3 protein-coding genes and 1 pseudogene are annotated in these 3,642 nt (G+C 39.8%); all 4 read right to left on the bottom strand.

Annotation, left to right across the window (positions count from 1 at the left end; all coding sequences use genetic code 11):
• Positions 1-27: 27 nt before the first annotated feature.
• Positions 28-1,725, bottom strand: a complete 1,698-nt coding sequence (locus ACESM9_RS11170; RefSeq protein ID WP_372998381.1) for a flagellin — start codon at positions 1,723-1,725, stop codon at positions 28-30.
• A gap of 28 nt (positions 1,726-1,753) precedes the next feature.
• Positions 1,754-2,191, bottom strand: coding sequence for a flagellar export chaperone FliS (gene fliS / locus ACESM9_RS11165; RefSeq protein ID WP_372998378.1), 438 nt, complete (start codon positions 2,189-2,191; stop codon positions 1,754-1,756).
• Between the two features lie 54 nt (positions 2,192-2,245).
• Positions 2,246-2,542: an EscU/YscU/HrcU family type III secretion system export apparatus switch protein gene (locus ACESM9_RS11160; protein ID WP_372998375.1), complete on the bottom strand. Its 297-nt coding sequence runs from the start codon at positions 2,540-2,542 to the stop codon at positions 2,246-2,248.
• Positions 2,539-3,642, bottom strand: a pseudogene (locus ACESM9_RS11155) (hypothetical protein); the annotation flags it as partial. The pseudogene ACESM9_RS11155 and the gene ACESM9_RS11160, both read right to left, overlap by 4 nt.

The raw sequence follows: 3,642 nt of genomic DNA, 5'->3' as shown, positions 1-3,642 counted from the left end.
TAGGGTATTCCTTTTGGGTCTTTTTTGCTACTGTAATAGCTGCAGTATGCCTTGGGGTAGTTGGTTTGCCTGAGCCAACATAGCTGTTGCAGCTTGATTTATTATGTTGTTCTTCGTGAATTCTGACATCTCCAGAGCCATATCCACATCTCTTATTCTTGATTCTGCCGCAGTCATGTTTTCTGCTGCTGTTGTCAAGTTTGATATGGTGTGCTCCAGCCTGTTCTGATAAGCTCCAAGTCTGGAACGGGACTCAGAAACCATCCTTATGGCATTGTCGAAGAATCCTATGGCATTATTAGCATCTTCTTCATTGAGTACACTTATTCCTGCTTCTGCATCTACTCCTGCAGTAGAAATTATGCCTTTATGATCTGCCTTTCTGGCGATTCCCAAAAATGCTGTATCTACAACACCTATGAGAAGGTTCATGCTTTCACTGTCATTTGCTCCTATCTGAAGCTTTATATCCATTTCCTTACCTGCATAGGTTTCAAAATCATTATCCCTGAATTCAACTTCCAATGCATTACCATCACCATCATCAGTCTTGTTGGTAGAAAGTATCAATGAGTTACCATTAACTTTATAATCTGCCAAAGCCTCTGCTTTACTCTCGTTTTTCGCAGCAGTTATAACATTATATACTTCTGCTAGAACATCATATACAGTCCTATCCTTAACTCCCACCGCTGCTTTATTAGTGCTGTCATCATAAGGCACAGAATTATCTGCAAAGCTAATAGTTACACCATCTATTATAATTTGGTCTCCTGGCTTGGGCAGCTCTGTAAAATTGAGATACACTGTCTTCCAATTGGAGGAAGTGTCTGGGGCATTTAAAGTTGTTGTTTCATTCCCTTCATCATCTTTAAAGCTGGCGCCTGAACCGCCTTTATCTACTTCAATCTGCTTAGCTTCCAGTGGAGACATATTTTTAGTTGTTCTAAGGAATAGACTAGATCCTATAACTTCACTGGTTACGCTATCAAACATGTTATCGCTTTGTGCTATGGCATCCAATAAGTTATTCAGGGTTTCTTCACTATCATTACCAACCATTACAGCAATGCGACCAGCTTGTACACCCCACTTTTCGTCATCTGGATCAGAAGGATCGTCTGGCTTTTCAAATTCATAATACTTTCCATTTATAACTAGCCACTGCCCATCTATTGGATTAGCTGTCAGTTCAAGCTCTACCTGTCCTCTTTCACTGGGTTCAGCTACCACATCCCCTTTCCAGGTGCCGCTTCCTGCATACTTTATTTCCGGTGAATTAGTAGTTATTACCGGCCTTGATAATAGAGAACCTCTGAGAAGTGGATTTGCATTAAACTGGGTTGTCTTTGCAATTCTGTCTATATCGTAAGTCAGTTGATCGATTTCGTTTTGTATAGCTAATCTATCGCTTTCAGCCATGGTTCCGTTGGCAGCCTGTATAGCCAACTCCCTCATTCTTTGAAGGCAATTATGTACTTCCTGTAGAGCACCTTCGGCAGTCTGTATCAAAGATACTCCGTCCAATGTATTTCTCTCCGCCATGTGCAGCCCCCTTATCTGGGATCTCATCTTTTCTGATATGGCTAGGCCTGCTGCATCATCGCCGGCTCTGTTAATTCTCAAGCCGGAGGAGAGTTTCTCAATATTCTTTGAAACCTTACCCTGGCTCACTGTTAATTGTCTATAGGCATTTATTGCCTGGATATTGGTATTTATCCTCATATTTTAATCTCCTTTCTTCAAAGTAACTTCATTCCATAATATCCACATTTGCTAGCTCATAATATAAATGATCCTCATAGTATTCCAGTCTTTTACTAATCCCTGTTTCCAGATTAGAAGCTTCCATAGCTGTAAACCAGCCTTGAGATATATTCTCCATAATCTTTAATACTTGTTCCAACATTTCTTTATCTTTATTAATATTTGCTTCTATAAGCTTCTGGGAACAAAAATCATACAAGGCTTCCAACTGATCAGCTATAATCCCTGCCTTATAGTTGATTCCTCCTCCCAGTCTTTCCAATATATCATTGCAGCCCTGGAGCAGATAATTGGAGCCTACAGGGTCTCCTTTATCAAGGGCTTTTATAGCTCCTCTCAGCTTCTCCAAAAATGCCTGATATAGCAGAGAGGTAAGCTCCTGAGGTTTCATCTCCATTATTTCATGTTCACTATATATCCTCAAAATAACACCTCCAGATTCCTTCACTTAAAATATCGTCATAAAACCTCTTAATCTTTATACTGTACTCTCCATTCTTTCAATAAGCAGCAATATCTCAGCTATAACAGAGTAAAGCTGAGGTGGCACATTATCACCTAAGTCCATATCGATAAGCTCTGCCACAAGGCTCATATCCGCTTCTATAGGTATACTCCGTTCCTTTGCCATTTCAATTATCTTTGCTGCTACCAATCCCTTTCCGCTGGCAACAACCTTTGGTGCACCATCATCGCTGTCATCATAATGAAGAGCTGCAGCCATCATTCCCGACTTTTTTCTTTTCTGGCTTTGATTTATATTTTTGTATATCATATTCTAATGTCAAATCCTTTCTTTATTGTGCTTGTTGGGTTTGCAGACACAGCACCCAAGCGATTTGGATTTAGAGTCTTGTCCTCTTCCTTGCTATTCAGTCTTGTAAAATTTATGCTGCCTACTTCATAACCCAATTCCTTAAGATTTTCCTGAAATCCTTGAAGCAAAGGACTCACTATATCTTTCAGATCATCTCTATCATTCTTAACTGTAATATTCAGATTACCTCCTGAGGCTTGCAACAAAACCCCTGTCTCTCCCAGCTTCTTAGTATCTATTAGAAAAAATATGCTGCAGTTTTGCCAGTCCAGTTTTTTCTCATCCTTTTTAGAGTTGATATATACCTTCATGTCGCTTATCTTACCGTTAATAACCAAAGGCAGTGCAAAGAACATTGACTGGAGAACCCCGTTGCTTTCCTTATTTAATAGCTGATTCCCGGAGATTTTCTGAACCAGTTCCGAAGCGGCACCCTCTTTATCCGAAAGCCTCATAAGCAAAGATTTAATATTGTTATGAAGATCTTCCTGATTGACTTTCTCTCCAGCTAGAAACCTTCCAGTTTCCCCCTCATGATCCCCTCCCAATATTCTTATAGCTTCATATACCTTCCTTGGAGTATAATCCTGATTTTTAAAATTATCATTAAGGGCTTTAAATGCAACCTTAAGCTTGTCCTCAATATTAGGACTTTCCCTAAGACCATCCTTTAAGCTTGCCAGATGAATCACTCTGCTATTGGAAGGCTTCCAGTTCAGTGCCTCAATGCTTCTTTTTACTTTATCTACAATATCCCATGCCTTGTTGTAATCTCCTTTGTCCAGCAAAGTCCTGGCTTTCTGAAGCAAACTATCTGCCTTCAGCAATTCCTTCTCCAGCTTCATATCACCAAGCAATGCTATATCGCTTTTCAAAATAGCTTTGTCCAATAGGTCTATGGTTTTCTGCAAATTCACCTTGGCATTGTGGATAGCTGAAGCTCCAGATTCCTTTATGTATCTTGCCGCCATATCCAGATTATTGACAATCTCTCTTTTTATCTCCTTGAAGCTTTGAGCTGCTTCTTTGAGTCTGGGAGTTATCTCTGTCATCAAATA

It is taken from the genome of Lutispora sp. (genome assembly GCF_041687175.1).
Lineage (GTDB): Bacteria > Bacillota > Clostridia > Lutisporales > Lutisporaceae > Lutispora.
The sequence above is the reverse complement of the archived record's forward strand: the minus strand, read 5'-3'. Positions and strand labels throughout refer to the sequence as shown.

Excerpts from the sequence above, each read along its gene's own strand:
- ACESM9_RS11160 (WP_372998375.1), bottom strand. The coding sequence starts at position 2,542 with ATGATATACAAAAATATAAATCAAAGCCAGAAAAGAAAAAAGTCGGGA.
- ACESM9_RS11170 (WP_372998381.1), bottom strand. The coding sequence starts at position 1,725 with ATGAGGATAAATACCAATATCCAGGCAATAAATGCCTATAGACAATTA.